At 34.3% G+C, this 4,588-nt stretch carries 4 protein-coding genes, 2 tRNA genes and 1 pseudogene; 4 read left to right on the plus strand and 3 right to left on the minus strand.

Going from position 1 to position 4,588, the window contains the following annotated elements:
• Window positions 1-118, minus strand: a pseudogene (locus WBY99_RS12455) (type I restriction enzyme HsdR N-terminal domain-containing protein); the annotation flags it as partial.
• A gap of 2 nt (window positions 119-120) precedes the next feature.
• Between WBY99_RS12455 and holA the strand changes: the two are divergent.
• The 4 genes from holA (at window position 121) to WBY99_RS12475 (ending at window position 2,940) form a co-directional block, all read left to right on the plus strand.
• Window positions 121-1,158 carry a DNA polymerase III subunit delta gene (holA, locus tag WBY99_RS12460; RefSeq protein WP_423976659.1) on the plus strand — a complete coding sequence of 346 codons (1,038 nt, stop codon included), beginning with the start codon at window positions 121-123 and terminating at the stop codon, window positions 1,156-1,158.
• Between the two features lie 218 nt (window positions 1,159-1,376).
• A complete protein-coding gene (trxB, locus tag WBY99_RS12465) occupies window positions 1,377-2,318 on the plus strand; it encodes a thioredoxin-disulfide reductase (protein ID WP_423976660.1) in 942 nt (313 codons plus the stop codon).
• A 64-nt stretch (window positions 2,319-2,382) separates the two neighbouring features.
• Complete coding sequence (gene crcB / locus WBY99_RS12470; RefSeq protein WP_423976661.1) at window positions 2,383-2,748, plus strand: fluoride efflux transporter CrcB; 366 nt, start codon at window positions 2,383-2,385, stop codon at window positions 2,746-2,748.
• Between the two features lie 107 nt (window positions 2,749-2,855).
• Window positions 2,856-2,940 (plus strand) — tRNA-Ser (locus tag WBY99_RS12475).
• A 274-nt stretch (window positions 2,941-3,214) separates the two neighbouring features.
• Here WBY99_RS12475 and WBY99_RS12480 read toward each other — a convergent pair.
• Window positions 3,215-3,287, minus strand: a tRNA-Met gene (locus tag WBY99_RS12480).
• 530 nt (window positions 3,288-3,817) lie between these two features.
• Window positions 3,818-4,069 carry a hypothetical protein gene (locus tag WBY99_RS12485; protein ID WP_423976662.1) on the minus strand — a complete coding sequence of 84 codons (252 nt, stop codon included), beginning with the start codon at window positions 4,067-4,069 and terminating at the stop codon, window positions 3,818-3,820.
• Between the last annotated feature and the right edge of the window lie 519 nt (window positions 4,070-4,588).

Genomic DNA, 4,588 nt, shown 5'->3' on the forward strand with positions numbered 1-4,588 from the left:
CTTCGGGGGTGAGTAGAAACCAAGACTTTCGAACCAAATCATAAATAAAAAACTTATCTTTGTCTCTCTTGATTTCAAAATTAAAGTCCTCATTAAAATTCAGTTTCGGAAGTTCCATTTATGAAAGAATTAGATTTAATCCTCAAAAATATTAAAAATAAAGAGCTTTTGCCGATTTATTTTTTCCATGGTGAAGAACCTTTTTTTATGGACGTGGCCCTCAAGTCATTTGAAAACGATGTTTTAGAAGAAGATGAAAAGGCCTTTAACCAAACCGTCGTTTACGGAAAAGACACCACTTTTTCTGAAGTGCTTTCTCTTGCAAGACAATTTCCCATGATGGGCGACAAGCAAGTGATCATCGTAAAAGAAGCTCAGGACATCGTGCTCACCGAAGCAGAAAGTAATGCTTTGAAACTCTACGTCGAAAATCCCGTTGAATCCACACTTTTGGTCATCGCCTACAAATACAAAAAAGTAGATGCCCGAAAAGCATTCACCAAAACACTCACGCAGAAAAAAATGATTTTTTTGAGTGAAAAAGTGAAGGATTATAATATTTCAAAATGGATCGATTCTGAACTCAAAACTTTAGGACTTCAAGCCAAACCCAATATACCGACAATTCTTGCAGAATATTTAGGAACCGATTTGTCGCGGATTTCCAATGAATTGCTGAAACTCAAAATGATTCTGAAAGATAATGAAGTTTTGGATGAAAAAATGATCGAAACAAATATCGGAATCAGCAAGGATTTCAATGTTTTCGAACTCATCAAAGCACTTGGTAAAAAGGATGAAATTAATGCTTTCAAAATCGCACACTTTATCGGAAAATCCCCGAAAGCAAATCCATTTGTAATGACTACTGGTAATTTGTACAATTTCTTTTCGAACCTCGTCATCTTTCATACCATGGCTGGACAATCGCCACAAAATCAAGCTTCCACGATGGGGGTGAATCCTTATTTTTTGAAAGACTATGCAGAAGCAGCACGATTCTACAACCTTAAACATTGTACACGAGCCATTTCTATTTTACGGGAAATCGATCTTAAAAGCAAAGGTTTGGGCGCGATCAATATGACGGATAGTGAACTGCTGAAAGAGATGGTGTACAAGATTTTACATATCGATCAGTATAAAGTAAAGGTATAAGTTCTGTCCTTTGAAGGGATGTATTTATTGTTCTTGTGGTAACAATAAATAAGAGTTTCCGCTCTAGCTGGATTAGTAATTTTATAGTCCAAAGAAATTTTTAGAAAAAATTCAAATCCTTTACATTGACAAAATTCATCATCAAAAAATTCGCTAACCCGAAATAAATCACGATTTTTGAAAACTTTAAAAATTAATTTTAAATCTAATTTTATATAATGGAAGACCATATTTTAGACTGCGTAATCGTAGGTTCCGGACCATCCGGTTTTACAGCTGCAATTTATGCGGCAAGAGCTGACTTGAAACCTGAATTATACACAGGTCTTGAACCAGGCGGACAATTAACCACCACGACCGAAGTCGATAATTTCCCTGGATATCCGAACGGAATTACTGGTCCGGAAATGATGATGGATTTGCAAAAACAAGCCGAAAGATTCGAAACCAAAGTTCATTACGAAATGATTACTAAAGCCGAATTCTCTCAGGAAGTTGGTGGGATTCACAAACTGTGGGCAGGAAAAAAAGAAATATTGGCAAAATCAGTGATTATTTCAACTGGTGCAACTGCGAAATACCTAGGTCTCGATGATGAGAAAAAATATTCTGGTGGTGGCGTTTCTGCTTGTGCAACCTGCGATGGATTTTTCTATAGAGGAAAAGATGTTGTTGTAGTTGGGGCAGGAGATACTGCAGCGGAAGAAGCAACCTATTTAGCGAAATTGTGCAATAAAGTGACCATGTTGGTAAGAAAAGACCATTTCCGTGCATCGAAAGCGATGATTCACAGAGTGAGCAATACCGCAAATATTGAAGTGAAATTCAACCATGAGCTTACCGGAATCGAAGGCGAGAACTCGTTGGTAGAAAGAGCAGTGGTCATCAATAACCAAACGCAGGAAACCTCAGAAATCGACGTTCACGGAATCTTTATCGCAATTGGTCACAAACCGAATACCGACATATTTAAAGATCAAATTACCTTGGATGAAAACGGATATATTAAAACCATTCCAGGTTCTAGTAAGACCAATTTGCCAGGGGTTTTTGCAGCAGGTGATGTACAAGATAGTCATTACAGACAAGCGATTACCGCAGCAGGAAGTGGTTGCATGGCAGCAATGGATGCAGAGAAATATTTAGGCGAACTTCATTAATGATTGTCAGTTAATAGTTATCGATAAAGTGGGTTATTGCAATTTTGCATCTTGCATCTGAAAAATGAGAAATTTATTCTACATATTCCTAGGAGGAGGATTGGGAAGCGTGCTGCGTTTCCTAATCTCTAATTATACCCAGAAATTATGGAATATTAATTCTTTTCCGATGGGAACTTTTGTAGTCAATATGATTGGTTGTTTTTTGATTGGAGTATTTACTTCATATTTCATTAGAGTTGATAATTATCTGAAATTTCTGTTGATTAGTGGTTTTTGTGGAGGCTTCACCACTTTCTCTACTTTTTCCGCTGAAAATTATTCTTTGTGGCAAAGTGGTAATTATCTAGTATTGTTATTTTACATTTTATTGAGTATTATGGTGGGTTTAATCGCTGTTTACCTCGGTTTACAAATGGCTAGAAATTAATTTTCACTTTGATAATGAATGGTTTAAATTTTTTTTTGAAAATAATTTGGTCAATATCAAAAAGGTTTTTATATTTGCACCACTGAAAAAGAGAAATCAATTTCATTGGAGAACTGGCAGAGTGGTCGATTGCGGCAGTCTTGAAAACTGTTGACTGTAACAGGTCCTGGGGTTCGAATCCCTAGTTCTCCGCTTAGATCCCTATAAGTTTATACTTGTAGGGATTTTTTTTGTAAAATTTCTACACAACGGATCATGCTGGATCAGTCTCAAAAGTTGGGGGAGAAATTAGTTTTTTAATATTTTTACAGGATGACAAATACTGTTGAACTGTTGAAATTATTGCTTCCAGAATTTATTGTGGAACATTTTGAAGTGATCAAATTTGAAGAAATCGTTTTTCTTTAGAACCTTCGTTATTACCCCACAAAAAAAGAGAACCAATTTCTTGATTCTCTTTATTTAGTAGCGGAGACACGACTCGAACGTGCGACCTCCGGGTTATGAGCCCGACGAGCTACCTACTGCTCTACCCCGCGTTATTATGGTGCAAATATACAGCATTTAATTTTCAAACAATTTAAAATCGCAAAATAAATTGATAATACATGAACTTTAGATGACGCTATAATACATGATAGAAAATATTTCTAATCATAGAAGGTACAAAATAAAATTAAAAAGGTACTTGGATTACTCAATACAAATATTATTTTGCTTATTTCTTTAGCCCTTTCTGTCGTTCTTTCATGATTGATAAATATTTCTTCATAAACCAATTCTGGGTTATGTCTGCTGAATTAAGATACAAATTTGAAAGTCTATAATAATTTGAAGAATATTTTGGTTCAACAGAAATGCCTTTTTGATATGTTTCTACAGCTTTGTTGTATTCTTTTTCAAATTCGTAAACCACACCTGTTTCAAGATAGAGTAGTCCTTTATTTGGAAACTTAGAAATTCCCTTGTCAGCTATTTCTATTGCTTTTTTGGTTTTCTAGCATATCATAAGAATTCCCCCAAAGTGTATAAAGTCGTTCATTAATATTTTTGTATCCTTCCAATTTTTCTAGAATTTCGATTGCCTTTTTATAATTTTTTTTAGATAATTTGCGTAACCAATCTCGTAAGGATAATTGAAATTTTCAGAATCTAATTTTTGATCTTCTTGTAGAAGTAAAATGCTTTCATCAATTTTTCCGTTATCCATCATTTTTATAGCTTTCATTCCTTTTTGTAAAGCAATTTCTTTATTGTTTTGAGCAAAAGAATAATTAGAAATAAAGACCAATAAAAATATGAATTTGATTGAGTTTTTCATTTGTGGTAGCCATTCTATGATACTCTGACTGATGAAAAAGTATTGGCGAAGTGCGGTTTTAAAGGACAGAATGTTCAAGAAAGGGCAAACATAGTTAACGCTTTTTCAATTGAACTAAATTACAAAAAATAGTAGAAAAAGAAGCCGCAAACAAATAAGTATTAAAAGAATGAGATAAATGGCTTCTTGGAATTTAGAATACTTAGAGGAGAGGGATTGATTAAATTTTAATGCATGTAATCTGGGTTCTTAAAATAAAATCTTGCCAGTTAAGAAAAACTTCTTATCTTTGCAATCCCAAATCGAGAGATGATTGGGGAGCGAAGTAGGAGAATATTGAATGTTATTAATAGGGAGTTATTGGTTAGTTAAAAAACTTTTAAATTTCTTTAAGAAACATTTGGTCACTTAGAAAAAACTTTATACTTTTGCACTCGCAATTCGGAGCCAACGACAGAAAGAGTTTCCGGATATAAGCGAAGAGATTAAAAGATCATTGACATACAAATAACAACCAAA

Source organism: Kaistella sp. (assembly GCF_049588135.1).
Taxonomy (GTDB): domain Bacteria; phylum Bacteroidota; class Bacteroidia; order Flavobacteriales; family Weeksellaceae; genus Kaistella.